Below are 25,147 nucleotides of genomic sequence, written 5' to 3'. Positions count from 1 at the left end.
TTTAGTTGTTTGAGTGTTTGGGCTCAATACCTTTATGCCAGATTACAAACAGGCATTGGATGATTTCCACAAAACCTTGAATACCAAGCAAGATGGCGGCTGCTGGAATTGTTGATTTGATAATAAAACGATAAGGCAAGCCACCCGGGTCTGGCGATTGTTCCTGCATGACGAAGGCTCGATATACAAAAGGCTCGGAAGCATAAAAAAGCACGAAACAGAAAGGCAACAGCAGCAGCAAGTGCCCCAAGAGGTTGAGCCATGCTTTTTGTTTTTCGCTCAGGCGGGCATAAATCACATCTACTCGCACGTGTTTGTCATGGCGAAGCGCATAACCGCTTCCCAACAAAAACATAATGGAAAAAAGGTGCCATTCCAGTTCAGGGAAAAGGGCGCTGCCTTCTTTGAGTAGGTAGCGGCTAATGACATCTACACAGACGAGCAGCACCATCAGCAGGGCGCTCCAACGGATGCCCCTGCCTATGTACTCATTGATTTGGTCGAGCCATGCGAGCCATACAGGAAGGTAATTTTCTTTCATAGGAAGGTGTTTTTTCGGCAAAAAATACAAGGAATGCCTCGAAAAGGCAAAAAATGATTTCTTATTTCGAAAAAATGCATTTGAAGCCTGCTTTCAAACGAGTGCATTCTTGTTTGCGCTTTTGGAATATCAATCAAGCCCAGTCGAAAGGCGTAAAATGGATTTCTCGCTAAAGTTTGAGACGACAGGAGAGGCGAGCCTCGAAAGCACGAAAGGATGAAGAAAAGTTCTTGAAAGAGTACGCAAACAAGCAAGGGGCGAAAAAATAAAAAGGGCTTTCAGCTGAAAGCCCTTTTGCTGGATATGTGAGAGTGCAGTTGTTTTATTTAGCCAATGCCATCAACAAATCGGCTTGGGTGATGATATGCACTTGATTGTTTTCGTCGCGTACCAGCAATGCTTTATTTTCTTTGTCTAACAGAGAAGAAAGCACATCCAGCGTGTTGTCCATGCCCACGAACTTAAACGGTGGGTCCATGACTTCGTGGATGGCTGTTTGGCGCAGCTCAGGATTTTCTATCAGTTTATGCAACAGTTTCGACTCACTGAGGCTGCCGGTGAAATGTCCGGTTTCATCCACTACAGGCAACTGCGAAATACCTTCTTTGAGCATCAGGGCGGCGGCTTCGCCCACGCTTTGCTTTTCGTGAATGGTAATCAGACGGCTGTTGCCTTTGCTACGTATGATGTCGCGGGCAGTGGCGAAGTCGCGACGCTCAAGAAAACCATGGTCGCGCATCCAGTCATCGTTGTAAATTTTGTTGAGGTAGCGGGTACCGTGGTCGGGCAGGATGATAACCATCACGTCGTCTTCTTTCATGTTTTCGCGGGCATATTCTAAGGCACCATGCACGGCAGCTCCGCACGACCACCCCACAAACAGCGCTTCTTCACGTGCCAGACGGCGGGTCATGAGGGCAGCGTCTTTGTCGGTTACTTTTACAAAATAGTCGATGAGCGAGAAATCCACGTTCTTAGGCAGGATGTCTTCGCCAATGCCTTCGGTCAGATAGGGATAAATCTCGTTTTCATCGAAGATGCCCGTTTCATGGTACTTTTTAAATACCGAGCCGTAAGTATCGATGCCCAGCACAAATACATTGGGATTCTGCTCTTTGAGGTATTGCGCTGTGCCCGAGATGGTGCCACCGGTGCCTACGCCTGCGGCAAAGTGGGTAATTTTGCCGTCGGTTTGTTGCCATATTTCGGGACCGGTACTTTCGTAGTGTGCTTGCTTGTTCGACAGGTTGTCGTATTGGTTCGGATAGAAAGAGTTCGGTATTTCACGGTTTAGCCGCTTGGCTACCGAATAATAGGAGCGGGGGTCTTCAGGGGGCACATTGGTGGGGCATACGATTACTTCGGCGCCCAATGCCCGCAATACGTTGATTTTCTCTTGTGATTGCTTGTCGGCTACTGTAAAAATACATTTATACCCTTTGGCAATAGCCACCAGAGCCAAGCCCATGCCTGTATTGCCCGAAGTACCTTCGATGATGGTGCCGCCCGGTTTCAAAATGCCGGCTTTTTCGGCGTCTTCTATCATCTTCAGGGCTATGCGGTCTTTGATGGAGTTGCCCGGGTTGAAGTATTCCACCTTTGCCAGGATGGTGCCGGGAATGCCTTGGCTCACTTTGTTGAGCTTCACCAGTGGCGTGTTACCAATGGCTTCTATAAGATGCTGATAGTATTGCATAAGTATCTCTTCTGATTTGCCCGCAAAGTTACAAAAAATAGGCAGACATGGGGGAGGTGTGTTTTTTTATTGGAATCAAAAAAAATTACACAAAAAACTTGACATGCTTTTTTTTTTTTTTTTTAGCATTGCACTGTGTCGACACAGCACCGGTGCAGTTACTAAAAATTGTATTTCAATGTCTGTTTGGGTACCACAGGCATTGGCTGAAAAGCAAAATGGTTGAACTCTTAAATTGTATTTGTTATGAAAAAGTTAGTTGTATTCTTCGCCTTGCTGCTGTGTGCAGCATTTGCAAAAGCAGAAATCCTGCCGGTAAAGCCAGGAAAGGAGGTGTCTGAAAACTTGTGCATAAATGATGATGTACAAAACCGCGAAGACTATCAGGCTCGTCCTTGTAGTGTTTCGGTAACATTTATTTTAAGCTGCGGAACCGTATCAGGAACGGCTGATTGTAGTCTTACGTTAGGTGAGTTGGTAAGTATAGCGAATACACTTGATGCATTACTTTGTCCTTGATTTAGTAAACTACTAACTGCTAAGTCAAGAGGAGCTTCCTCTTGCCTTTTATTGAAGATTGTGAGTTATCTTATTTTGGTTATAACTTTTGTGAGTTTTTGTATCAAATTTAAACTAAAAGGTTATAAATATGAGAGCTATTTTAGTACTACTGCTAATGATAACGGTGAGCATGAATGGACTTTATGCTCAAAGTTTCCTTAGGGCAGCCTACCGTGTAACGGGACAGTTGGACTCTTTGAATCAAGCTACCGCTTTGGTCGATACGCTTTGGCTGATTGCCTCTGCCAAAGAGGCTTTTTACTTTCATCCTGCAGCCATCAAACAAGACTCCGTCGATTTTCATTTTTCCAATATGACCATTGGGGAATACTACGCCCGCTACGGACAAGGGGGAGCAATGGAAATAAAAGCCCATGCGTTTTATCGCGTCAATATACTGAACCGTGAGCGTGTGCATCAACGGACGGACGATATGCAGATATATGCTGACGATCATGAAAAAACAACCTATATCAATGACAAGTGGCAGTGGCATTTCTTAGATGAAACCACCACTTTGGCAGGCTTTCGTTGCCATAAGGCGCAAGCAGAGTGGATGGGGCGGAAGTGGACCGTGTACTATACCCGTGACATCCCTCTCCCCTTCGGACCATGGAAGTTGCAAGGCTTGCCCGGCTTGGTGGTGTGGGCAGAAAGTAGCGGTTCGGCACCTTATCGCTTCGAGTTGATAGGAGTAGAAAAAATAGTAGATGAGCAGTTTTCGCCGGGGCTTTTCTACCGTCCGGAATTGGCACAGCAATACGTAAAGGTAAAGCACCGGCAGGCATTGAAAAATCTGTATGTACGCTATCAAGAACCCCTGAAGGTGTATAAGTCGAAAATCACTGCCATTGGATTGAACATAGAAGGCGCAGAAGAAAAAATCAAACAAAGCCGTATCGAACACTTCAACCCCATAGAGTTTCTGCCGGAGAGGAACGGGAAGAAGCAATAATGTAGCACGCATATATCATTGCATGTAATGAAGCGGTTTTGCCCCTACTTTTTTACTTTGATTCTGACAATCTGTTTGCCGGAAGCATTGCATGCCCAACGGTCCATAGAGGGCGTGGTTCAAGACACGGCGGCGCAGCCCTTGCCCTATGCCAATGTGTTGCTGACCGATTCTACCGGGCAGCGAATCTATGCCCACTCAATCACCGACGAAGCAGGGCGCTTCATGCTTTCCATAGCTGACAGCCTGAAGCACGCATGGCTGGAATTCTCTTTTTACGGCTATGCTACCCGCCGCCTGTCGCTCGCTGCTTTTGAGCAGTTGCCGCCACCCCGCACGGTCCGGCTCAGCGAAGCCCCCCTGCAAATTCGAGAGGTGAAGATAGAAGACCGCCCCGTGGAAATCCGTTCCGATACGGTAGTGTATGACCTGAACCAATTCCTTGAAAAGCAGGACATCAGTCTGGAGGAGGTGCTGCGACGCATGCCCGGCATAGAAGTGCTTGACAACGGTACCATTCGCTACAAAGGCAAAGCCATCAACCGTTTCTATGTGGAAGGCTTGAACTTATTGGATGCCAACTATACACTGGCAAGCCGCAACATGCGCCCACAGACTGTGGAGCGCATCGAGGTGTACGAGAATCATCAACCGGTGAAAATGCTCGACAGCATGGGCGTCAGGAGCGACGCGCCGGCGATGAATGTGATTCTCAAAGAGGAGTTCAAGGGCAAAGCCGATGTGGTCAATACCGTTGCCGCAGGCATCGACCACCGCCAACGCATTCTGGGTGCCTACCACGGGCAGTGGATGCGCTTCGGAAGCAGCAGGCAAAGCCTGCACTTGCTGAAAGCCAACAACACAGGCGAGCAGCTTGCCGGTGAGCTGCAAAGAGTGGTGATAGGGGGCAGTGCCACCTGGGATAATGTCTTCTCTCTCTTGCAAGAGCGCTCTGTTTACGGTGTGGTGAAAGATAGCCCCCCTTTCAAACCGCAACTTTTTTTATACAACCAATCGGCGAGTGTGGCACTCAACGGCATGCTCAAAAACGAGCGGGAAGTGGAATGGAAGAGCAAGCTGCATTACAGCTTCGACCAAAGCGATTGGCAGCCCGAGGCGCGGCAGCGCTTTTTTCTACCCGCCGATACCATCGACTTCGTGGAGCCACAGCGCTGGCAAGAACAGGCTCACTACTGGCGGGCAGAGATGCAAGCGGAAAAAAATCTGCCGGCAGGTTTTATGCGACACTATGCAGAAGTGCAGGGCGATGCCTCGGCAGCACAGGTGCTTTTCCCTTCGCAGGCTATTGAACAGCGGCTGGAACAGCTCAACCTTCAGCTTGCCTATGCTTTTAGCCGTATGCGTCCTACTGCTGCCGGCGGGGCTGTCTTTCAGCAATGGCAAAGCCGTTTGCAGATAGGGCAGGAGCAATTGGCACTACGGCCGGGGCTGTTCCCGCAGGTGTGGAACGGAGGAGAGGCCTACGAGGGATTGGATGCCCGCCTGCAGCCCTTGCGGTGGATGGGCGCAGGGCTGTATGCACTTCGCATAGAGGCTTGGGATATGGAAGGTAGTCTGCAGGCAGGCTATGCCGCTTTGAACCCGGCTTTTGAGCGCCTTGTGCCCGAAGCAAGCCCGGTGGATTCCATGAGCTGGCAGGCGGCACAGGCATACATACAGCCGGGCGTGAGTCTAAAGCGCACTTTCCGTTGGGGTAAACGCAACGAGCTGGTGCAGGCTTTTCAGGCAAAGCCCTATTGGTTGCACCTGCCCACAGAAGAAGCACGATGGTTGTTTGCCGGCGAAACCCGGAGCCAGTGGCATAAAAAAATAGACCTTCGCAACGAATTGTATGCCACCTTTCGTTTGGCGCGTGAAGTCGATGCCGAAACCTTTTACAGCCCCCGCCCTTTGTTGCACGACTACCGGACTGTTTATGTGCAAGGCAACCGCCCTTTTGTTTCCGACTTGGCTTCTGTTTATGTTACCTATGCTTATTCGGACCTGCTGAAAGGCATTCACTGGCGCCTGATGGCGAGCGGGCAAGGCGCTTTTCAAAACTATCAAGCCCAAAGCCGTTACATCGAGCGCCTGGCTATTACAGAAATGTTGCCGGAGCGCGTGCCGGTGCAGCAGGGGCAAGTAGAAATGCAAGGCGGGAAATACCTGAGCCGCTTTAATGCTTCCGTAGGTTTGCACTACCGCCGGTCGTGGCAGGCAATCTTGCGTCGCTTCAATGGCATTGAAACGCGGCTCAGCAACCAAGTGCACGATTGGGGCGTAAAGCTTGACTTTCCCCTGGCTACCGCATGGCGCTATGAGGGGCAATTTCAATACACATACAGCCTGTTGCGTTTAAATGAAGAGGCACAACCCGGCGTGTATCAATGGGAGTGGTATTCAAAGTTGCACTATGTAGCCGGCAGCTTCAAAGGCGCTTTCTCTGTAAGGTGGCAACATAATGAAAGTGATGGCAGTGCAGCCACTTTGTTGCTGGGCGATTTGAGTGCTTCCTGGCGTGTGAAACGTATGGAAATGGGCATCAAGGCAACCAACCTGTGGAATGTGGAGGCTTACCGTGCTTTCCGTTTGTCCGAAAATACCTTGTCAGAGCTTTATTATCCAATGCGTCCCTTGTCCGTGCTTCTTTCTGCCCGCTGGGTGTGGTGAGTGGCGTTGATTGTGTGGTTTTTGAACAATTGCGAGAAAATATTGACTTAATCCGCTTTTTTGAGGATATTGATACGAAAGATGCTGAGCTAAAAATAAAATTGACCATGATGAATTTTCGTATCAAATCCTTCGAAGAGTATCAAAGCACTTACCGCCGCAGCGTAGAAGACCCGGAGGGCTTCTGGAATGAGATTGCTGGCGAATATCATTGGTTTGCCCCCTGGCAGAAAACACTTGAATGGGAGTTTGACACCCCGTCTGTGAAGTGGTTTTTGGGCGGAAAGACCAACATCACTTACAACTGTCTGGACCGCCACTTGGAAAGCCATGCCGGCAAAACAGCCATTATTTGGGAACCCAATGACCCGGACGAAGCGCCCCTTCGCCTGACCTACCGGGAGCTTTATGAGCAGGTGTGCCGCTTTGCCAACGTACTCAAGCGCAATGGCATTCAAAAAGGCGACCGCGTGGCCATCTATATGCCCATGATTCCCGAGCTGGCCATCGCTGTGTTGGCATGTGCACGCATCGGGGCAGTGCATTCGGTAGTATTCGCCGGCTTTTCGGCTTCGGCGCTTGCCGACCGCATCAAAGACGCCCAGGCAGTGGCAGTCATTACCTCCGACGGCATGAAGCGAGGTGCCAAAGAAATGCCTGTGAAAGCGGTGGTTGATGAAGCCATTGCCATGGGGTGCGACTCGGTGAAGCGGGTGATTGTAGCAAATCGACTGGGGCAGGAGGTGAACATGCAGGAAGGGCGCGATGTGTGGTTGCACGAAGAACTAAAACAGGTATCTGACGAATGCCCCGCAGTGCCCATGGACAGCGAAGACATGCTGTTTATTCTTTATACTTCTGGTTCCACGGGCAAGCCCAAAGGGGTGGTGCACACAGTGGGCGGTTATATGGTTTATGCAGGTTACACTTTCTTGAATGTGTTTCAATACAAGGAAGGAGAGGTATATTGGTGTACAGCCGACATAGGTTGGATTACCGGGCATACTTATTTGGTGTATGGTCCTTTACTGAACGGTGCCACTACCCTCATGTTTGAAGGCGTGCCTACCTATCCAGATGCAGGGCGCTTTTGGCAGGTAGTGGACAAGCACCAAGTGAATATCCTTTTACACAGCGCCCACGGCTATTCGCGCGCTTATGTATGCCGGCTTGGACTATGTGCGCCCTTATTCGCTTGACTCATTGCGTGTGTTGGGTACCGTAGGCGAGCCTATCAACGAAGAGGCATGGCACTGGTATCACACCCACATAGGCAAGGGGCGCTGCCCTATTGTGGATACATGGTGGCAAACTGAAACCGGCGGCATTATGATTTCTTCTTTAGCGGGTGTCTACGATTCGAAGCCCGCACATGCAGGCTTGCCTTTGCCGGGGGTGCAGCCTGTGCTGTTAGATACCAATGGCAAAGAAATCGAAGAAAACAACCAAGAGGGGCTGCTCTGTATCAAATTCCCTTGGCCCTCTATGTTGCGTACCACCTATGGCGACCATGAGCGTTGTCGCCAAACCTATTTTTCTGCTTTCAAAGGGTATTACTTCACCGGCGACGGCGCGCGCCGCGACGAGAGGGGGCTCTACCGTATCATCGGGCGTGTAGATGATGTTATCAATGTGTCGGGGCACCGCTTAGGTACTGCCGAAATAGAGAATGCCATCAATCAATCGAAAATGGTTGTAGAGTCAGCAGTGGTAGGCTATCCGCACCCGGTCAAAGGACAGGGCATTTATGCCTACGTGATTCCGGCGACGCCTGCTGTTGACCCCGATGCTTTAAAAGCCGATGTTATCGAACAGGTGGTGCATGCCATCGGTAAGATAGCTTGCCCCGATAAGATTCAGATAGTGAGCGGATTGCCTAAAACTCGCTCCGGCAAAATCATGCGTCGTATTTTGCGCAAGATAGCCGAAGGCGATACTTCGAACTTGGGCGATACGACCACCTTGCTCGACCCCCAAGTGGTGGACGAAATTATTGAGGGAGCACGACAGTTAAGTGTTGGCTCTTGACCATCGCCTTGCCTTTTCGTAATCCCCTCTTTGTGGTGTCGTAGCAGAGAGGGGATTTTTGTTTTACAGAGCACCACCTTAAGGCTTTGTTTTTTGGGAGTGAACCTCTGCTTGGCAAGCCACCATGAAAATGCCAAGCCTACAATGAATTGCACAAGCGCCCCAAATAGCGTAACTTTGCATTTGCTACTTTTGGTGAACAGAGACGGCAATGCAGAAAGAAAGCAAAGTAGTGGGGTAAAAGAGCCGGCTCTCTTTTTTTGTTTATGATAACACTTTGATAACCAATAGATAAAACTAAAAGCAGATGAAACTTACATTTTGGGGCGCTGCCGGTCAGGTTACCGGTAGCATGTTTTTACTTGAGACCGACGACGACTATCGTATTCTGGTCGATTGTGGTTTTGATATGGAGCGGGAGCGCTCACCCGAAGACCCCATCGATGCTCACCCTTCCCGCCTTTTTCCCTTCGAAGCCTCCATGGTCAATACTGTGATTCTCACCCATGCCCACATTGACCACTCGGGCAATATCCCTAACCTCATTAGAGAGGGGTTTGAGGGAAAAATCGTCTGTACTTCCCCCACCGTAACTCTTACCGAACTGCTGCTTGAAGATTCGGCAGCTATCCATGAGCGCAAGTGGAAAAAATACCGACAGCAAAAAGACCGTCAACCTTTCTCAAAAAATGGTATTACCTTGCCCAAAGAGTGGTTTGTGAAGAAACACGTAAATCGGGCAAAGGAGCAATTTTTTCCCATTCAATTCAACAAGCGGTTTCAACTTGCCGAAGGGGTGTATGTAACCTTGTTGCCGGCAGGGCACCTGCTGGGAGCTGCCCATGTGTTATTAGAGGTAGTGGAAAAAGGAGAGAAGAAAACCATTCTATTTTCTGGCGACTTAGGACGTTACAACTATCCGCTCTTGCCCAACCCTACCATTCCGCCGCAGGTAGATTACTTAGTTTGTGAAAGCACTTACGGCGACAAGCAGCGTACTTCAGTTGGCGAGCCCGAAGAAGTGCTGCTCGACATTGTAAAAGAAGCTTGTGTAACCAAGGCAGGCAAGCTCATTATTCCTGCTTTTAGTGTAGGGCGTACACAAGCCTTGCTGTTTACATTGAATAAGCTGTATTTAAAAAAGAAGCTGCCGCCTATCAAGGTATTTTCCGACAGCCCCTTGGCACACAGCAGCACCCGTGCCTACATGAAATATGTGAACATGCTCAACGACGAAGCGCAGGCTTTTTATGAGGAGCACCGCGTGTTGTTTGATTTTGAAAATCTGGTGTATGTAGAAAAGCTAAAACAAAGCAAGGCACTGGCTTATTTGAATGAGCCCTGTATCATCATTTCTTCTTCGGGTATGGTACAAGGCGGGCGCATCGAGCACCACGTGCGTGCCAACATTCAAAATCCGCAATCCACGATTCTGATGGTAGGTTATGCCGCAGAAGGTACTTTGGGGCATGAGCTGCTAAATGGTGCCAAAACCATCAGTACGCATAAAGAAGAAGAAGTGGAAGTGCTTGCCAACATTGAAAGTATAGATGTATTCAGTGGACATGGCGACCAAAATGACCTGTTGCGCTTTGTGTCGCACCAAAACCCCGAACGCCTCAAAAAGGTGTTTTTGGTGCATGGAGAACTCTCTTCCATGCAGACTTTCAAGCAGCTGTTGCACGAGCGTCATTTTCGGGATGTGGAAATCCCCATGCGAGGACAAACCTTCGAATTGTAAGGATACAAAAGGCAAAGGGCAGCCCGCGGCTGCCCTTTCTTATTTTGTTACTACTTAGCTTTGCTGGCTTTTATTCTTTTGTCAACCCGGATGCTGTTTTTTGCCGTTTATAGAGTATGTTTTTGGGGCACTTCCATTTATTGCACAGCTTTGGCTTTACTCTATTACCAAGCGTTGGGTCAGTACCGGATGTTCTGCTATGCTTACTTTTACCAAGTAAGTACCCGCCGGCAGGAGGCGCTCTTCTCTTTTAAGTGTTATGCTTCCGAAATGTGCTATTTGGCTGAAGTTTCGCTCCAACATCAGTTTGCCGTCGCTGCTGATAATTTGCAATTGAGCGTTTTTGCCATGCAGCTCCTTGCCCCATTCAATGAAAATGACACCTTCGCGCCGGTCATAAGGGTTGGGGTAGATGCGGAAGCCACTGTCAGGAAAATCATAGTTTTTACTGCGTAAAATGTCTTTTTCTATTACTTCTGCGGCGCGCTGTGCGTGAGGCACTCCATAGCCATAGGTATAGTCGGGTGATGAACTGCGGTCGCCCGACAGGCGCACGGCATTGCGCAGCTGGTCTATGGTCAGTTGTGGGTAAGCCTCATAAAGGCAGGCTATCATGCCACAAACAGTAGGTGAGGAAAAGGAAGTGCCGTTGGCAAGTCCTACAAAGCCGTTTTTTACTACCGTAGTGCGGTAGGCTACCCCTACCACATCTGGTTTGACGACCTGAGAGGAAGGTAACCCTATTGAACTGAAAAAAGCTATTTCTCCTTGGGCATCGATGCCCCCTATAGCCAGTGTGGTGGGGCTGTCGGCAGGTACGGTGATGTATTTCCATTGACTATTGCCCTCATTACCGGCGCTGTTGACCACCAGTATTCCCACTTCGGCAGCTATGTTGGCGGCACGAGTAATGAGAGCTGTTTTGCCGTTGAGTTGCTCAGCAACATAGTTCATGTTTGGGTCGTCAAATACACTATAGCCCAAAGAAGAGTTGATGAGGTCGGCACCCAAGCTGTCGGCGTATTCGGCAGCCCGCAGCCAATTGTATTCTTCAATACGGTATTCACTTGAAACGTCTTCGGTGCGTAGCAGGGCATAGGAGGCTGCCGGAGCGCTGCCAATCATCTCACCGGGTTTGTAGGCAGCCATGCAAGAGAGTACCATGCGACCGTGCGAATCGTCTTCGTATACCGATTCTTCACCTATCACAAAATCGTAGGTAGCTACGATGCGGTTTTCTTCGAACAGGTGTTGAAAAAAGTCAATTTCATCTACATTGTGGAAACCGGTATCGAAGATGGCAATGAGAATGCCCTTTCCCATCTTGCCTTGCATGTGTAAATAAGGAACGCCTATCAATTGGTTTTGTGCGAGGGCTTGTCCGTATTCGGCAAGATGTTGGGGCGGGGTGGGGGTTGCTACCGAAGCAGAGGCGCTGCGTTGTTTTTGCTTCCGTGTCTTAGCCAAGCCGGGAGGGTCAACTGTTTCGCCGGGTTTGAGGTAGTCGATGCCTTCGAGGTCAACAAAAGTAAGCTTTTGTATTTCGGTCAGTTGGTCGTCGGTACAGACCACCACCACACCATTTAGCCACTTGCTCGTGTAGCGCACGCGTGCTCCTGTATTTGCTACCTGTGCTACATAATCGGGCGACACTGGTAAGTCCCTTTCTGTAATGGGGATGCCCATTTTTTGGCGCCGCTCAATAGCACGTGGTGAGAGAAAGGCTTCTGGATGTTCCACATTGTAGGGCGTATTTTTTTTGTCGGTAAAAGGAATAAAGTAATAAGAAAGGTTAGGATTGTTCTGGGCATGAGCTGCCCAAGCAACAAGCACACAGTATAGCCCTAAAAAGATGTTAAGGAACGAAAGCCCTCGTTTGTTTTTGCATCGCTTGCTTTCCATAATCCACTAACTTAAAATGAACAATAAAGCCGAAATCTATAACTCCTTGCCCCGTATAGGGAGGGTCGGTTTTATAGCGTAAGTTTTCTTCGTAACTTTCTATCATACCAATATTCTTGCCATAATACCGGTAGCTATATTTTTTGCTCACGAGATTAGAGTCAGCTTTTTCCAAGACACGCAAGGCTGGGCTGTAGCGGTTGCCTTCTATCAAGCGGCTTATCTCAAAGGAATCGATGCGGGCAATCTGCTCTGGCAAAGAGTTGTACATATTCATGTTCCAGCTTCTACCTGCTTGAACGGGAAAAGCAAGCCTTATCCAAGGGCGGTTGTTTTCAAGCGAAACCACGTGTTGCGGGAGGCGATAGGCTGCCCACACGGAGTCTATGGTCCAAGTGGCAGGCGACAATTTTGGCGACAAGTAGCGTTCTATCTCGAAAATAGTGTCTTGTTGTGTAGAGAGATAAGAGCGGGCAATCAGCTCTTTCAAATAGTAAGTGGTTTGGGCACTGCCACCACTGGAAAAATAATCAGTACGCTCTACTAAGTATATGCGGTAAAAGCCCGTTTCGAGAGGGTAATAATCATAGCCCAGCGTGGAGGGCGCAGGGTCCACCGAGCGTATGCACGCCGGGCACAACAGCAGTACGATGCCCACAAGACAGCGCAGAATCAGTTTCATTGAGTGAAAAATGTTGAGATGTGTTAAGCTATAATATAACAAAAAATTTTTAATGATTGCTGCGAAATGCCAGTACTGGAATGGGCGATTGCATGACAATCTCTTTTGTCAGGCTTGGTAAAAACAATTTTTCCAAGAAGCTGCGTTTATGGGTGAGCATTGCCAGTAGGCTTATATTTTGCTTCTCGGCAAATTCGCTCATCCCTTTATTGAAGTCTTCGGTTGCCACTTTGTGTACATACAGATGGGGATATGCTATTTTCTCTTTAACAACTATCTCGAAGCCGCGATAGCGGATGAGCTCTTCGAAGTCGTCAAATTCGGGTTCTACAAAATGCACAACGTGAATTTCCGCACCGAAGATAAGCGCAAATTCACAAAGCCTATCTATTACTTCTAGGTCGTGTGCTTCGTAGTTGCTGGCATAAGCCAAGCGATTGATTTGCGAAATCTGAGCTAGAACAGGGACCGCCAGCACAGGGCATGGGGCATTGTTTAGAACGGTGGCGGTGGTGCTGCCAAATACTACATTTTCAAAATCCGACGCCCCTTTCGTGCCCATGACTATCAAATCAAAATCATTGGCTTTGTTAGTAATGAAGTTTTTCACATCGCCACGGTGCGATATGGTTTCCACTTCTATTTGAGGGTGTTCTTTTTTGATTTTTGCTTGCAAGTCAGCCAAGTTCTTTTCTGAATCTTCTTTGAGTATTTCATAAATTTTATTTGATGCCATCACAGATTCGCTGGTGCGATAGGGTATATGGTAGGCATGAAGTAGGCTAAGAGAAGCTCCTGACCGCCGGGCTATAAAAACAGCGAAATCCAAGGCTTTTTGTGCGTGCTCAGAAAAATCAGTGGGTACTAGTATCTTTTTCATGGTTTGTACTATATTTAGTTTTTGTTTAAAGATAAAGAATCATGCCATATGTAGGCAATGACAAGTGTCAAAAAACGTTTTTTAAATAAACAATCTATGACATTATTGCAAGCAGAACACATCAAAAAAACCTACGAAGGGCACGTAGCTCTTGATGATGTGTCTATAACGGTGCCGCATGCCTCTATTGTAGGTTTGTTGGGTCCCAATGGTGCTGGTAAAACCTCTTTGATTCGTGTTATCAACCAAATAGTTTTGCCGGATGCCGGGCAGGTGCTCTTCGACGGGCAACCTATGGAGCGCCATCACTTAGAGCAGATGGGCTATTTGCCTGAAGAACGGGGACTGTATAAAAAAATGCAGGTAGAAGAGCACCTGTTCTATTTGGCGCGCCTGAAAGGAGTGCCCTCTAAGGAAGCCAAAATAAGAATCAGGCATTGGCTTGAGCGTTTTGACCTTATGAAGTGGCGAAAAAAGAGGGTAGAAGAGCTTTCAAAAGGAATGCAACAAAAGGTGCAGTTTATTGCCACAGTGCTACATCGTCCTCGTTTGGTCATTTTAGATGAGCCTTTTTCTGGCTTTGACCCCGTCAATGCCGAAATAGTGAAAGAAGAAATATTGGAACTGAACCGGCAAGGAACCACCATCATGCTTTCGACGCACCGCATGGAGTCGGTCGAGGAGCTCTGTCGTCATGTGGTCATGTTGCACGCCTCGCGCAAAGTGCTGGACGGCACCACACGCGAAATCCGCCGCCGTTTTAAAGAGCACGTCTTTGAGGTGCACATGCCCGTAGTCATAGAGCAGTTGCCCGAAGGCTTTCAGTTGTTAGAGAAAAAGCAGGCAGACGATGGACTGTGGGAATACCGCATTCAGGGGGCAGAGCATCTGCAGCCCAATGATTTGTTGCAATTTCTTATTGACAAGGGGCAGATAATTCACTTCGAAGAAGTGTTGCCCTCTATGAAAGACATCTTCATTAAGATAGTTTCTTAATTCACTCTTCAAAACAGACATAAAAAATATGTTAGGAAAAATAGGCATCGTTATTCATAGGGAGTTCAGCACGCGAGTACGTACCAAAGCATTTTGGATATCTACCTTCTTATCGCCTTTGCTGATAGTGGCGCTGATGATACTACCTCCCATTTTGGTAGTTATGTATGCCGATTCGGAAGAGAAAGGTATGCATGTAATGATTTTAGATGAAAGCAATTTACTAAAAGGGCAGATAGACAGCTCTAAAAGTGTTGTGTTTAATATCATAGACGGGAGCTACCAAGAGCGTTTCAAGCAGTTCCAAGCTCATGACAAAGCCGACGTGTTGGTTTATTTGATGGCACCGCAACCTAACAACACCGCACAAGTGAGTGTGCGGGTAGTTTCGAAAAAAGCGCTTTCGTTGGCAGAAGAAAATAGCATTGTGAAGCTTATTCAGCGGCGCATAGAAGAAATAAGATTGCTGGAAGCAGGCATTAGCAAGGAAGTGCTTGAGCAAACCAAGGTGCAATTGCAAACACATACTTTGGTGCTGTCAAAAGAAGGGGAAGAAAAAGCAGCCAACTCAGGAATACTCTTTGGTATTGGCATTTTCCTTTCTTTTGTCATTTATCTGTCTATCTTTATCTATGGAGCACAGGTGATGCGTGGAGTCATAGAAGAAAAAACCAACCGCATTGTAGAAGTCATCATCTCGACCCTGCGTCCTATAGAGCTGATGATGGGCAAAGTGCTGGGGGTAGGTCTGGTGGGTTTGTTGCAGTTTGGTCTGTGGATTGTGCTTACCGTTGTCTTGATTCAGCTGGCTACGGTTTTGATGCCTACTGAGTGGGCAACTGCCATGCAGTCTAATGCCCAAGCTGGCGTTACAGCACCAGAAACCTCGCATACGGCGGCAGCAGGGGGAGTAGGAAGTATTTTGCAAACTATTCTTGATATAAACCTCTTCCAACTTATCTTTGGCTTTTTGTTCTACTTTATGGGCGGCTATTTCCTCTACAGCGCCTTGTTTGCTGCTATAGGGGCAGCAGTTGATAGCGAGACCGATGCGCAACAATTTACCTTGCCTGTAACTATCCCTTTGATATTGGCTTTCATCATGGCACAAATTGTACTGAATGACCCGTATAGTCAGTTGGCTTTCTGGTTGTCTATGATTCCGCTCACCTCACCGGTGATTATGGTAGTGCGCTTGCCTTATGGTGTGCCTGCTTGGGAACTGCTGCTCTCGATGGCTTGCTTGGTGGCAGGCTTTCTGATTATCACTTGGCTGGCTGCCCGTATCTATCGTATTGGTATCCTTTCATATGGTAAGAAGCCCTCATATAAAGATTTGTGGAAATGGTTGCTCAAAAGTTTTTAGTTCAGCCTGATATACGCGCCAATGGGTGAGAGGCTGCTTGGAACGAAAAACAGACAAAAAGAAAAATTACAAAGTGTAATACTTGAAAAAAACCGATGATTATGCTCAAAGAATTCAAAAAGTTCATCGCACGTGGCAATGTGTTGGACTTAGCCGTTGCTGTAATTGTAGGAGCTGCTTTTAACAAGATTGTCAGCTCTTTGGTGAATGACATTCTCATGCCCCCCATTGGCTTGCTTTTAGGAAATACCAATTTTGTTGATTTGAAATGGACACTCAAAGAGGCAACCGAGGAGCAGGCAGCCGTTACCCTGAATTACGGTGCCTTCATACAAACCATCGTGGATTTTCTTATCATTGCTTTCTCTGTCTTTGTCATTGTGAGGTTTTACAGCCGTTTTCAAAAGAAAGAGGAAAAAGCAGAGCCGCCGCCAAAGCCTTCCGAAGAAGTGTTGCTATTGCGTGAAATACGCGATGCGCTTAAAAACAAGAACAAGGCATAAATACAAAAGGGAGGATGCATAAAATCCTCCCTTTGTTTCTATGATTGGGTGAGCTTAGTGCATATCTGCACCGGTTAGCTCCATTTCCAAATCATCGGCTTTTTGGGCTATCTCAACAATGATGTCTTTGATGATGTCTCTTGTGGCATGTTCCACGAGTATCGATGCAGCCAATTGGATATAGCCATCTTGTATGATGACTTTAGAGTAAACCAAGTCTCGGTTTACCTCCAAGCAGTGACGATAATCAATGCCGGGTGTGTCGGCATCACAAACACGCGAAGCGAACTCTATGGTTTTGCTTCCGTTTGGGTTTTCAAACAAATAGGTCGTGATGCTTTGAAAGCGCCCCTCTGGCAACGGGATGGTTGCAATGATGTTATTGTCTGAGTAGTCTAAGGTGTTTCCGTCGAGTTCTTCGGTGATACTGCGTATGGTTTTTTCTAATGTTAACTTGTCCATAGTATTCTTACTGTTTTGAGTTTAGGGCGAATGAGCATACTATATTCAAAGTAAGCTAATGAAAATAAAGGAATTGTGCAAATTTATGTCGTCGTGTTTTTTTCTTTTTTTTCTTGTCTTTTGAAAGAAGGTGCATCCTTTTTTATTAAATTCATGAAAAAGCCAAAAGGTAAATGCTTATGTTGAAAAAAATACTTGTACCCACAGACTTTTCCGACTATGCCAACCACGCTTTGCGTGCAGCCTTTCGTCTGGCAGAGCATACGGGGGCAGAGGTCGTGCTTTTACATGTAATGGAAGTAATGCCTACTACTTTTTATGCACCCTTAGTTTTTACCACCGAAAACAACCTGATTGAACAAGAGCTTCATCAGCATATGGTAGAGCGGGCGCAGGATGAATTGAAACGGGTGTTGGAAGAAATGGGCGACATGGTGCAAAAGGTATCGCACCGTATTGTGGTGGAGGTAGGGCGTGCTTATCCCATTATTATGGAATATGAGCAAGAAGAGCAACCCGACTGTATTATGATAGGGGGGCGAGGTGCCGATGCCTTGGAAGGTACACTCATTGGCTCTACGACCGACAAAGTGGTGCGCCATGCCGCTTGTCCCGTATTTGTGATTAAAAGCGATTTTGCTCCTAATCGCGTGCGCAAAATGCTGTTTGCAACAGGTTTCGACGAGGAATCGGAGGTGGCTGTGAAAGAACTGAAGTATTGGCAGGAAATATTGCAGGCGGACTTGCTTTTGTTGCGTGTCAATACACCCACAGACTTTATGACAAGCCGGGAAATAGAGCAGGCATACCAGCGCTTCATTGAGCGTTATGAACTGAATGCTTCTTTGCATGTATATTGTGATGTGAGTCAAGATGAAGGTATTGTGAACTTTGCCGATGACGTACAGGCTGACCTCATAGTCGTTCCCACACATCAGCGGCGGGGCATTTCACACCTTTTTTTGGGTAGCATAGCTGAGGATGTAGTGGAGCATGCTCATCGCTCAGTGCTTACTTTTAACTTGAAAAAACAGAAATCACACGGCTGAGACCATCCAGCTAAGGTTGATTTGCATAGCCTCCGGGCTTTTTTCTTCCTAAATAGGAAGGCTGTAATCAACCTTTAGCAGGTATTTGGTTAGATTCGTTGCGGTGGTTGCGAAGTAGCAAAAACAATTTTTTATTTCGCAGCAACTCTACATCATTGGCGGTATGCTTTTGGATGAGGTGGGCAATGCCAACGTGAGCAGGATGGCTGTAGACCTAACACCACTACAAAAGATAGAGATAAGCCAAGAGTTTGTGCTTATTAGGTTTGGCTACCACGCAGCAATACCGCAACATGTAGTGAGTGGATGCTGCTTTTAGGTTTTCTTTTTCTTTTTCTTAGCAGCAGGAAACAATACATTGTTCAAAATAAGACGGTAGCCGGGCGAGTTGGGATAAAGGCTTAAGTCTGTGGGCTCTTCATATACAAAATGCTGGTAATCTTCAGGGTCGTGCCCGCCGTAAAACGTCCAGAAACCTTTGCCATGCACCCCGTGGATGTAGCGCGCTTCGCCGATGGCTTTGTTTTCGCCCATAATGACCACATCGGGTTTGATGAGCTGTTTTTTGTAGGCAGTGGTTTGCCCCATGAACCCTTTGATTACATGCACGTGGTTTTGTGTGAGCATGGTAGGGATTGGGTCCCATTTGGCAGAGAATTGAAAAAGGGTAAAATAGTCATTCTCTTCGGTTACCCCACGCTCATAACTTTGGTTGTCTATGTTTGAATATTCATACTGGTAGGGATTCATCACCAAAGTAAAGTTCTGAAAAGCAAAGCAGTTGCTGAAGTTAAGCTTCGACTGGGCATTGGGGTCGGCAGGGTCGCCGTCATACATCGACTCGCAGATATCAACCCCATCGGCTGCCAAGGCAATATCGTAAGTATCGGTAGCCGAACACATAGCGAAGAGAAAACCGCCGCCGGCAACATATTCTCGAATACGTTTGACTACTGCCAATTTCAGCTGTGATACTTTTTTAAAACCATAGCGCCGGGCAGTAGCCTCAAACTCATTTTGTTGCTGAATATACCACGGTTGGTTACGGTAAGCGGCATAAAACTTACCGTATTGCCCAGTGAAATCTTCGTGGTGGAGGTGTAGCCAATCGTATTCTATGAGTTTGCCTTGTAGAACCTCGTCGTCAAAAATGACGTCATAGGAAATTTCGGCATAGGTGAGCGCTAAGGTTACGGCGTCGTCCCATGGTTGTTTGCTTTTGGGAGAATAGACAGCAATTTTGGGGGCTTTTTCTAATTTCATTACATCCATATTCACATCGGGGCGACTGATGAAGGCTACTATCTCATTATATTCGGCTTCGGATATGACACGGTAGCTTACGTTGCGTGAAAGTAGGCGGTTTTCAATGGCAGTAGCTGCGGGCAATACAAAGCTCCCCCCTTTGTAGTTGAGCAGCCATTCGATTTCGAAGCCCTGCGACAACACCCAATAAGCTACACCATAGGCTTTCAGGTGGTTTTTTTGGGTTTCGTCCATAGGGACAAAAATACGGTTGGCGTAAATTGTCGTTTGTATTGATAGGAAACACATCAGCAAAATCCCTTGCATGAGCTGCTTTTTATATAGAAAAGCCATCGGTGTTGCCATTGCTTTGTATTTTTTGCGTCTGAAATATATGATTCCTTTAAATTAGAGCGTTCTGCTTGTAAAAACAAGCCACACACTTCGAAAGTTTATTTTTAAGAAACCATTGTAAAGCGCATATCATTTTATGGAGAAGGTAGAATATATAAGAGAAGCTGTTCGCTCGGTATTGAGTAACCGTTTACGGGCAATTTTAACTGCGGCAATTATCGCCATCGGCATTACCGCTTTGGTAGGTATTCTTACGGCTATCAGTGCCATCGATAACTCGGTAAACAGCAACTTGGCATCGTTAGGTGCTAATTCTTTTACAATCAATACCGAAGTTGGAAGATGGGAGCGGATGCGGAAAGTAGCTCCGCCTTTGCGCTATCATGAAGTGCTACAGTTCGAAGCCATGATGAAAGACAAAGGAACGGTGGCTATTTCAACAGTATTATCGTTTTCGGCAGAAGCCAAGTACCGCTCACAAAAGACAAATCCTAACATTCAGGTGGTGGGTTCTAATGTCGATTATCTCAAACAACAAGATGTGCAGACAGCCAAAGGGCGTTTGTTTACCGAGCAAGAGATGGAAAATGGGCAGTATGTGGCTTTGATTGGCAGTGAAATAGCCCAAACTTTGTTCGATAAGGAAGACCCCATCAACAAAAATATACGTGTGCTGGGGCGTAGCTACAAGGTAGTGGGCGTATTGGAAAAACGAGGCAGTGATATGGGGGGCGGTTCTCTTGACCGCAGCATCATCATCCCTTTGACCAACGCACGCATACTTTTCTCTTCTGAACCCACCTTCACGGTAACCGTACAGGTGTATCGCCCCGAAGAGTTTGAATCGGTGATGGCAGAGGCGGAGATGTTGATGCGCCGTATCCGCAATGACCGTGTGGGGGCACCCTCATCTTTTCAGATAGAGCGTAATGAAACGCTGGCAGAAGAGTTGAGTAAAATTACGGGGTATTTGAGCATAGGCGGTGGAGTAATCAGTTTTATTACTCTCTTAGGGGCTTCGGTAGGTTTGATGAATATCATGCTGGTGTCGGTAACGGAACGTACCCGCGAAATAGGTACTCGAAAAGCCATTGGTGCTACTCCGCGTCAAATACAATGGCAGTTTTTGTTAGAAGCCATTGCCATCTGCCAGCTGGGGGGAATTGCCGGCATTATTATGGGTTTGCTCATCGGCAATGGAGTTGCCCGCCTGATGGAAATTGATGTTTTCATTGTACCTTGGGGAGCTATGTTGCTTGGGGTTACGGTTTGTGCAGTGGTGGGAGTGGCTGCCGGTTTTTATCCTTCTTACAAAGCTTCGCGCTTGGACCCCATCGAAGCCTTGCGTTATGAGTAACCTCCATGTAAGTATATGCTGCCCTGCTGCAATCTTTTGTGCAAGGATAAGAAAAACGTTGGTGCATACATTTAATGTAAGTACAATATTTACACCTATTCCGAGAGCGTATTGCTAAATTTGTATAAGGAAGAATAGCAATGTGCTTGCTTGGGAATATTTTTTTTTTCTAATTTGTACAAATGCAATAAATACTTAAAAAGTAAAGCTTTGTATTTTGATCTTGTAGAATGAATGGCTGATATAGTGTTACACTATCGCTTTTTAATAGGGGGACTGCTGTTCTGGATAGCCGCATTTTCCTTTGCGCACGCGCAGGAAAATGTATCATTTACCATAAGTGGAGTTTACAAAGGGCGCAACCTTTATGTGCAAAATCCTTTTACCCCCGATCGCAGCCGCTATTGCACCCAGTCGGTTTATGTGAACGACCAACAAGTAATTGTTGAGCCTCGGGCTTCATCTTTCGAGATAGACCTTTCGTCGGTGCCTATGAACAGTCCGGTGATTATTAAGATTGTTCATGCACAGGGTTGCAAACCTAAAATTATCAATCCTGATGCTATACGAGGAGATGCTGACTTTCAGTTTGTAACTTATTCCGTAGATGAAAATACTTTGCACTGGACTGCTGCCGGCGAGTCGTCCAACAGCACTTATTACATCCAAAAGTTCATGAACAACAACTGGCTGACCGTACGCATCATCACGGCACGAGGCAGCAATGGCGAGGGGAGCTATACGGTGCCCATACAGCATCATACTGGCATAAACCGCTATCGCATCCGTCATCAGGAGCTCGATGGGCGGGTATATTATTCGCCTGAGCTGGTGTACCGCAAGTCTGCCGAAGAGGTGCGCTTTTATCCTAAAAATGCCAGCACTAAAATTTATTTTACCCAGTCGGTCAATTACAAAATTACCGATATGAAGGGCAATGTGCTTTTGCAAGGAAATGGCAAGTTTGTAGATATCAGTAGCTTGCCACAGGGAGTATATATTGTTCACTTCGATGACAAGACCGACCGTTTCTTGAAGAAGTAACTCATTGAAATGAGAGTAGGAAAGGGGGGGAAGCCCCCTTTTTGTTTTTTTAAGGCAGTTGTTCATAGTATTTCCATGTATGGCGGGGCAAAAGCTTGGGATGTAAGGCTTTTACCATGTCGGCGAGAATGATGTGTGGTTCTACTACGCCTTGTTCCCAGTAGTCATTGCCACCGGTAGGTGAGAGGCGTCGCGTGCGGTTGAATACATGTCCTCCTTGCCATGACTTGAAGTCTTGCAGGCGGGGGTCGGCGTTGGTTATTTCTTGCCGGCTGCGTGCCTGTCCGGGGTGTAGCCATACATCGGCTTTTAAGCCTGCTTCATAGACTTTTTCGAAAGCAATGGGCAAGCTTCCTGTTTGGGGAATTTTTTGCCAGTAATATGCGCCTCCTGCGTCTTGTATGAACTGAGCCATGAAGCTTTGCCCGCCGGCTACGTACCACTGCCCCCGAAACGGCAAGCCAGTAATGACCAGAGGGCGAGGGACACGGGCAAGTTGCTGGGCAACAGAGTCACGCAGGGTGATATAAGCCTGTGTAATGTGTTCGAAGTACCTTTGCGCCTCCTGCGTCTTGCCTGTAAGTATCCCAAACAGCTTAATCCACTCGGTTTGTGCCAGTGGATGCGTTTCCATCCATTCGAGAATGGGCAGGGAAACTACCCCCAAACGGGCAAGTTTTTCAGCTTCGGCAGCATTGAGCGGCGAAGATACCAGCAGCAAACGACAGTGGCGAGCAATTGTCTCTAAGGGCAATGTTTCTTCTTGTAGAATGATGAATTTACCTTGTGCTGCCATTTGTCGCAATGAGCTATCGAAGATATAAGTTGTATCCGGTATAGCTTTCAAAAAAGGGGGGCAGGCAGCATTCAATGCTTTCAGAAAGCCGAGGTGTGTAGTTGAGCGCACGCCAATGTTTTGTACGGGCAGATGAATGAGGGGTAGCCCTTTGTACGCTTCCGGTATTTGGGAGCTGTAGGAGAGTACATAATACAGCTTTGTACTGTCGTTGGATGTGTTGCCCAAAACAAGCAAATAAGCATCTTCATTCAACTTTGTCAGGTGGAAGTGCGCATACTGTGTTTCTATCTCGGGCAATGCATTGTGGGAGACATGCGTTTGTTGTTCTTTTTCCGGCATTGTGCACTGCCATAGGCAAGCGAGGGCAAAGCTGCAGAGGGCAATGAGGTAAAAGAGACGTCTCATATTGCGTGTAGTTTTACGGGAGTGCATAATAAAAAAACCACCCTTGAAAAGACAAGGATGGTATGCAATTCAAGTGGTATTTGTTTATTTTTTCTTGGCTTGTTGTGCTTTGCGCATTGCCTCTTCCAAGCGTTTTTGGAAAGAAGACTGCTTGCCACCATTTTTTTGTTTTTTCTTGTTCTCTTCCAGAATGGCAAGAATCTTTTCGTCATCTACAAAGCGACGGATTATCAACTGTTGCCCGATGGTAATGATATTGGAGCAGAAATAATAAAAGCTCAAACCGGAAGGGTAAGAGTTCAGCACAAACATAAATACGATAGGCATGAAGTAGCCCATATATTGCATAGGACCGGCTTGGCTGCTGGCAGTGTTTTGACTGCTGTAGTAAGCATAAGCTATGCTTGAAAGGGTCATGAGCAAAGTAAACAAGCTGACATGGTCGCCGTAGAAAGGAATGTTGAAGGGTAGGTTAAGTATGGAGTCGTAGGTAGAGAGGTCTTCTGCCCACAAGAAGGCTTTCTGCCGCAGCTCTATGGCGTTGGGAAAGAACATGAACATGGCAAACAAGATGGGCATTTGAAGCAACATGGGCAGGCAGCCGCTCAGCGGGTTTACACCCACTTGCCGGAACAGTTCCATTTGTGCCATCTGTAGCTCTTGTGGGTCGCTGTATTTTTCTTTGAGCGCTTGAATCTCGGGCTGCAGCACTTTCATTTTGCCCATTCCTATGTAAGAACGATAAGTAAGCGGGAAAAGAGCTGTTTTGATGATAAGTACCAGCAAGATGATGATAAGTCCATAATTATCGATAAACTGCTCAAGGAAGTTGAAAATGGGGATGATGATGTAACGGTTAATCCAGCGAAACAGTGACCAACCCAAATAAACGTTTTTCTCGAAATCGTAACCTACTTTTGAGAGGATGGGCACTTTGTTAGGTCCAAAGAACAATTGGAAGTCAAGCGAGCTAAGTTTTTGTGCACTTTCCCAGCGCATGCCATAATGCTTCACTATACTGCTGTTTTCGTCGGCGGGAGGAGCTACAAACAACTGCGCTTTTTGGAAGGAAGCCGCCGGATGAATGATAGCAGCGCTAAAGAACTGCTGTTTAAAGCTGGTCCATACAATAGGGGAAGCAATACTTTCTTCCTTTGCTTCGGAGCTCATTTCATTCAGCCCATCGAAGCCTCCTTCGGTAGTATAGTAGTTCACTGTTGCTTTGCTGCGACTGAGGGTTACGTCCTTTTCTGTGTTCAACATGCTTGCCTGCCAGTCGAAGGCAATGCCCGCCAAAAGGTCTTGTTCAAGCCCCTCGCTGCGCAAGCTGTAGTCTAACAAATAAGGTACATCTTGACGGAAACGATAGGTTTGCACGATGCGCTTGCCTTCACCCAAAATAGCTTCTAAGACCAGTTCTTGCTTATCTTGTTTTTTCACGCTGTAATGAAGCTGCGATAAGTCGAGAGCCCCATGGCGTGTATTCACAATGAAACGACGTTTTTGGTATTGGGGTACCAGCAAGAACAAAGGCTCACCGGCGTATGTCTTGTAGTGCTTCAGCTCTACACTTTGAGGATAGCCACCCCGGCTGCTCATTTGAATGCGTAGCACCTCATTTTCAAATACAATCTCTTGGGTGGGCAGGCTGTCGTTTTGTAGTTGACTAAAAGCAGTGGGAATAAGTTGTTCATCGGCGGCAGGAGCGCTGTCAGAGGCAGTAGCCTCTGGGGTTTCTACTTGGGTGGTGTCACTTAGGGCTATTTCCTCTGGTGGAGGGGCTATGTACTGAAAGTAAACAAATGTAAGTACAAAAATCAGTACCAAGCCGATAAACTGGTTTCTATCCATAACGATTTTCTCTTTACTAAAAATTTGCTGCAAAGATAGGCAATTCGACGTAATAAGCTA

Annotated in this window: 19 protein-coding genes and 1 pseudogene; 11 read left to right on the top strand and 9 right to left on the bottom strand. The window is 47.0% G+C overall.

Features of this window, described 5'->3' with window-relative positions; all coding sequences use genetic code 11:
* Position 1: 1 nt before the first annotated feature.
* Positions 2–541 (bottom strand): TRAP transporter small permease subunit, encoded by a 540-nt coding sequence (locus FHS56_RS02985; protein ID WP_166918391.1) that lies wholly within the window; start codon positions 539–541, stop codon positions 2–4.
* 322 nt (positions 542–863) lie between these two features.
* Complete coding sequence (locus FHS56_RS02980; protein WP_166918390.1) at positions 864–2,237, bottom strand: cystathionine beta-synthase; 1,374 nt, start codon at positions 2,235–2,237, stop codon at positions 864–866.
* 246 nt (positions 2,238–2,483) lie between these two features.
* Here FHS56_RS02980 and FHS56_RS02975 point away from each other — a divergent pair, with 246 nt between their 5' ends.
* From FHS56_RS02975 to FHS56_RS02955, 5 genes and pseudogenes are all read left to right on the top strand, one after another.
* Complete coding sequence (locus FHS56_RS02975) at positions 2,484–2,756, top strand: hypothetical protein (protein WP_166918389.1); 273 nt, start codon at positions 2,484–2,486, stop codon at positions 2,754–2,756.
* A gap of 130 nt (positions 2,757–2,886) precedes the next feature.
* Positions 2,887–3,753: a GLPGLI family protein gene (locus FHS56_RS02970; RefSeq protein WP_166918388.1), complete on the top strand. Its 867-nt coding sequence runs from the start codon at positions 2,887–2,889 to the stop codon at positions 3,751–3,753.
* Between the two features lie 75 nt (positions 3,754–3,828).
* Complete coding sequence (locus FHS56_RS02965) at positions 3,829–6,423, top strand: hypothetical protein (protein ID WP_208409615.1); 2,595 nt, start codon at positions 3,829–3,831, stop codon at positions 6,421–6,423.
* Positions 6,424–6,530: 107 nt separating this feature from the next.
* A pseudogene (gene acs / locus FHS56_RS02960) lies at positions 6,531–8,451 on the top strand (acetate--CoA ligase).
* A gap of 307 nt (positions 8,452–8,758) precedes the next feature.
* Positions 8,759–10,192, top strand: coding sequence for an MBL fold metallo-hydrolase RNA specificity domain-containing protein (locus FHS56_RS02955; protein ID WP_166918386.1), 1,434 nt, complete (start codon positions 8,759–8,761; stop codon positions 10,190–10,192).
* Positions 10,193–10,348: 156 nt separating this feature from the next.
* On the opposite strand, the gene FHS56_RS02950 is transcribed toward FHS56_RS02955, so the two are convergent.
* Genes FHS56_RS02950 through FHS56_RS02940 form a run of 3 tightly spaced genes read right to left on the bottom strand, consistent with a single transcriptional unit; the run spans position 10,349 to position 13,656 of the window.
* Positions 10,349–12,094: a S8 family serine peptidase gene (locus tag FHS56_RS02950; RefSeq protein WP_166918385.1), complete on the bottom strand. Its 1,746-nt coding sequence runs from the start codon at positions 12,092–12,094 to the stop codon at positions 10,349–10,351.
* Positions 12,048–12,776 carry a hypothetical protein gene (locus tag FHS56_RS02945; RefSeq protein WP_166918384.1) on the bottom strand — a complete coding sequence of 243 codons (729 nt, stop codon included), beginning with the start codon at positions 12,774–12,776 and terminating at the stop codon, positions 12,048–12,050. Before FHS56_RS02945 ends, FHS56_RS02950 begins: the two co-directional genes overlap by 47 nt.
* A 49-nt stretch (positions 12,777–12,825) precedes the next feature.
* A complete protein-coding gene (locus FHS56_RS02940; protein WP_166918383.1) occupies positions 12,826–13,656 on the bottom strand; it encodes a universal stress protein in 831 nt (276 codons plus the stop codon).
* Between the two features lie 96 nt (positions 13,657–13,752).
* On the opposite strand from FHS56_RS02940, the gene FHS56_RS02935 reads away from it, so the two are divergent.
* The 3 genes from FHS56_RS02935 to mscL all read left to right on the top strand — a co-directional run bounded on the left by FHS56_RS02935 (position 13,753) and on the right by mscL (position 16,521).
* Positions 13,753–14,652, top strand: a complete 900-nt coding sequence (locus tag FHS56_RS02935) for an ABC transporter ATP-binding protein (RefSeq protein ID WP_166918382.1) — start codon at positions 13,753–13,755, stop codon at positions 14,650–14,652.
* A 28-nt stretch (positions 14,653–14,680) separates the two neighbouring features.
* Positions 14,681–16,018 (top strand): ABC transporter permease, encoded by a 1,338-nt coding sequence (locus tag FHS56_RS02930; RefSeq protein ID WP_166918381.1) that lies wholly within the window; start codon positions 14,681–14,683, stop codon positions 16,016–16,018.
* 95 nt (positions 16,019–16,113) lie between these two features.
* Complete coding sequence (gene mscL, locus FHS56_RS02925) at positions 16,114–16,521, top strand: large-conductance mechanosensitive channel protein MscL (protein WP_166918380.1); 408 nt, start codon at positions 16,114–16,116, stop codon at positions 16,519–16,521.
* A 54-nt stretch (positions 16,522–16,575) separates the two neighbouring features.
* On the opposite strand, the gene FHS56_RS02920 is transcribed toward mscL, so the two are convergent.
* Positions 16,576–16,983: a YbjN domain-containing protein gene (locus FHS56_RS02920; RefSeq protein WP_166918379.1), complete on the bottom strand. Its 408-nt coding sequence runs from the start codon at positions 16,981–16,983 to the stop codon at positions 16,576–16,578.
* A gap of 179 nt (positions 16,984–17,162) precedes the next feature.
* On the opposite strand from FHS56_RS02920, the gene FHS56_RS02915 reads away from it, so the two are divergent.
* Positions 17,163–18,032 (top strand): universal stress protein, encoded by an 870-nt coding sequence (locus tag FHS56_RS02915; protein ID WP_166918378.1) that lies wholly within the window; start codon positions 17,163–17,165, stop codon positions 18,030–18,032.
* 315 nt (positions 18,033–18,347) lie between these two features.
* Here the strand turns inward: FHS56_RS02915 and FHS56_RS02910 are convergent, their stop codons facing one another.
* Complete coding sequence (locus tag FHS56_RS02910; RefSeq protein ID WP_394352666.1) at positions 18,348–19,586, bottom strand: asparagine synthetase B; 1,239 nt, start codon at positions 19,584–19,586, stop codon at positions 18,348–18,350.
* Between the two features lie 181 nt (positions 19,587–19,767).
* On the opposite strand from FHS56_RS02910, the gene FHS56_RS02905 reads away from it, so the two are divergent.
* Positions 19,768–20,988 (top strand): ABC transporter permease, encoded by a 1,221-nt coding sequence (locus FHS56_RS02905; protein ID WP_166918377.1) that lies wholly within the window; start codon positions 19,768–19,770, stop codon positions 20,986–20,988.
* A 234-nt stretch (positions 20,989–21,222) separates the two neighbouring features.
* Positions 21,223–22,032, top strand: coding sequence for a T9SS type A sorting domain-containing protein (locus FHS56_RS02900; RefSeq protein WP_166918376.1), 810 nt, complete (start codon positions 21,223–21,225; stop codon positions 22,030–22,032).
* A gap of 49 nt (positions 22,033–22,081) precedes the next feature.
* Here the strand turns inward: FHS56_RS02900 and FHS56_RS02895 are convergent, their stop codons facing one another.
* On the bottom strand, positions 22,082–23,236 hold the full coding sequence (locus tag FHS56_RS02895) for an ABC transporter substrate-binding protein (RefSeq protein ID WP_166918375.1): 1,155 nt from the start codon (positions 23,234–23,236) through the stop codon (positions 22,082–22,084).
* A gap of 84 nt (positions 23,237–23,320) precedes the next feature.
* A complete protein-coding gene (gene yidC / locus FHS56_RS02890; RefSeq protein ID WP_166918374.1) occupies positions 23,321–25,087 on the bottom strand; it encodes a membrane protein insertase YidC in 1,767 nt (588 codons plus the stop codon).
* Positions 25,088–25,147 lie beyond the last annotated feature (60 nt).

It is taken from the genome of Thermonema lapsum, assembly GCF_011761635.1.
GTDB lineage: Bacteria > Bacteroidota > Bacteroidia > Cytophagales > Thermonemataceae > Thermonema > Thermonema lapsum.
This window is presented reverse-complemented; position numbering and strand designations above follow the sequence as displayed.

What these genes read in the sequence shown, in the direction of transcription:
- FHS56_RS02985 (WP_166918391.1), bottom strand. Translation starts at nt 541, where the DNA reads ATGAAAGAAAATTACCTTCCTGTATGGCTCGCATGGCTCGACCAAATC.
- FHS56_RS02980 (WP_166918390.1), bottom strand. Translation starts at nt 2,237, where the DNA reads ATGCAATACTATCAGCATCTTATAGAAGCCATTGGTAACACGCCACTG.
- FHS56_RS02975 (WP_166918389.1), top strand. Translation starts at nt 2,484, where the DNA reads ATGAAAAAGTTAGTTGTATTCTTCGCCTTGCTGCTGTGTGCAGCATTT.
- FHS56_RS02970 (WP_166918388.1), top strand. Translation starts at nt 2,887, where the DNA reads ATGAGAGCTATTTTAGTACTACTGCTAATGATAACGGTGAGCATGAAT.
- FHS56_RS02955 (WP_166918386.1), top strand. Translation starts at nt 8,759, where the DNA reads ATGAAACTTACATTTTGGGGCGCTGCCGGTCAGGTTACCGGTAGCATG.
- FHS56_RS02950 (WP_166918385.1), bottom strand. Translation starts at nt 12,094, where the DNA reads ATGGAAAGCAAGCGATGCAAAAACAAACGAGGGCTTTCGTTCCTTAAC.
- FHS56_RS02945 (WP_166918384.1), bottom strand. Translation starts at nt 12,776, where the DNA reads ATGAAACTGATTCTGCGCTGTCTTGTGGGCATCGTACTGCTGTTGTGC.
- FHS56_RS02940 (WP_166918383.1), bottom strand. Translation starts at nt 13,656, where the DNA reads ATGAAAAAGATACTAGTACCCACTGATTTTTCTGAGCACGCACAAAAA.
- FHS56_RS02935 (WP_166918382.1), top strand. Translation starts at nt 13,753, where the DNA reads ATGACATTATTGCAAGCAGAACACATCAAAAAAACCTACGAAGGGCAC.
- FHS56_RS02930 (WP_166918381.1), top strand. Translation starts at nt 14,681, where the DNA reads ATGTTAGGAAAAATAGGCATCGTTATTCATAGGGAGTTCAGCACGCGA.
- mscL (WP_166918380.1), top strand. Translation starts at nt 16,114, where the DNA reads ATGATTATGCTCAAAGAATTCAAAAAGTTCATCGCACGTGGCAATGTG.
- FHS56_RS02920 (WP_166918379.1), bottom strand. Translation starts at nt 16,983, where the DNA reads ATGGACAAGTTAACATTAGAAAAAACCATACGCAGTATCACCGAAGAA.
- FHS56_RS02915 (WP_166918378.1), top strand. Translation starts at nt 17,163, where the DNA reads ATGTTGAAAAAAATACTTGTACCCACAGACTTTTCCGACTATGCCAAC.
- FHS56_RS02910 (WP_394352666.1), bottom strand. Translation starts at nt 19,586, where the DNA reads ATGTGTTTCCTATCAATACAAACGACAATTTACGCCAACCGTATTTTT.
- FHS56_RS02905 (WP_166918377.1), top strand. Translation starts at nt 19,768, where the DNA reads ATGGAGAAGGTAGAATATATAAGAGAAGCTGTTCGCTCGGTATTGAGT.
- FHS56_RS02900 (WP_166918376.1), top strand. Translation starts at nt 21,223, where the DNA reads ATGGCTGATATAGTGTTACACTATCGCTTTTTAATAGGGGGACTGCTG.
- FHS56_RS02895 (WP_166918375.1), bottom strand. Translation starts at nt 23,236, where the DNA reads ATGAGACGTCTCTTTTACCTCATTGCCCTCTGCAGCTTTGCCCTCGCT.
- yidC (WP_166918374.1), bottom strand. Translation starts at nt 25,087, where the DNA reads ATGGATAGAAACCAGTTTATCGGCTTGGTACTGATTTTTGTACTTACA.